The sequence below is a fragment of the Dellaglioa sp. CoH-57-MRSF-19 genome (genome assembly GCF_056781975.1).
The window spans coordinates 1-650 of the sequence record NZ_JBXAXW010000063.1; the positions used below are offsets into that span (position 1 = coordinate 1).

A 650-nucleotide genomic window follows, 5' to 3' on the forward strand; every position below is an offset into this window, starting at 1 on the left:
CCGTAAAAATTCTGCGCACATCTTCAAGTGCTGCGCGTGGACGCCCCATAAAACCTCCGATTCAATACTTATTGATACTATAACACAACCAGCACTCGATTGCTAGTATTAAATTGGGAATTTCTGGTAACGTGCGCACAATATACTACAGCACACCCATTCGGCGGTGCATCTCGTCAATAGAGCCAGCGGTTTCCAACAACGTCCGATGCTGCATCCAGCCGCCAGTCAGGTTCTGCGACGGATAGTTGAAGGCAGTTGCAATAGCCTGATGTTCAAGAGGGCTGGCGTGCAGCGGACGACTTTCGACCAGACGACGATACAACTCAAGGTCCTTGGCCAATAGAGGATTTTGTCCGTCATGCGTCAGGTACGAGACGCGGGCGCAACGAGCAGCCGACATCGCGATCAGCTCGTGAACGGGATGAGCCTGACGCTCCTGCATTGTCACATACGGCAGGTGCCACGCACGAGCATCATTCAGGTCCTTTGGATCGACAATACGCGGATTGCTTGCGGACATGGCCCGAAGCATAGTCTCAGCCAAATCTTTGATTTCGGGCTGGGCATCCGGGTGATTACGCAGCTCAAAGAAGTTGTCCCATTGACTCGACGTGACCACCACATTGATGTTGGTAAACGCCTCAAGC

General features: G+C 52.5%; 1 protein-coding gene. It reads right to left on the minus strand.

The annotated features are described in order from the left end of the window. Window positions 1–145: 145 nt before the first annotated feature. Window positions 146–650, minus strand: a 505-nt coding sequence (locus AC1RO3_RS08200; RefSeq protein WP_481763961.1) for an FAD-dependent thymidylate synthase, incomplete at its 5' end; no start/stop codon positions are given.